This is a genomic window from Oceanospirillum linum (assembly GCF_001995095.2).
GTDB classification, from domain to species: Bacteria; Pseudomonadota; Gammaproteobacteria; order Pseudomonadales; family Halomonadaceae; genus Oceanospirillum; species Oceanospirillum linum.
Window position 1 is genome coordinate 1 of record NZ_MTSD02000126.1, and the last position, 431, is coordinate 431.

Sequence of the window (431 nt, forward strand, 5' to 3'; positions counted from 1 at the left end):
CTCTATGACCTTGTCTTTTGGCTTTTAACGGAATCCCTGCATGTTCATCGCGGCGCCCAGGCGGTTTTACCACTGCTCAGCGCCACCGCCGGTGTGAAACGACACGCGGTGCTGCGGCCGATCAAGGTCCGTCGTGTTGATCTGGACATATGGCTTGCGGATGTTGTTCGACGTCGACAGATCGACCGTCCGGACCTGGTCGAAGCCAATGATCTGCGGCGCACTGAACCATCCGGTCTTGACCAATAGCTGACGGCTGTTCGGATCAAGCTCGAGCCTGAAACGGCCAAAGCCACACGAATGACGGTACATCGGGTTGAACGACATGGGTTCCTCGTTTGTGTTCGTTGATCTTGTGCGCGCCGCGGTGCCGATCACGACTGCATCCCGCCCTGTTCGAACTTCCAGATCCAGATCCGGTAGTCGTAGAA

The 431-nt window shown here is 57.1% G+C and carries 1 protein-coding gene; it reads right to left on the reverse strand.

Features of this window, described 5'->3' with window-relative positions; genetic code table 11:
• Positions 1 to 66 precede the first annotated feature (66 nt).
• Positions 67 to 431: hypothetical protein (locus BTA35_RS17805; RefSeq protein ID WP_238377637.1), on the reverse strand; the 365-nt coding region annotated here is incomplete at its 5' end.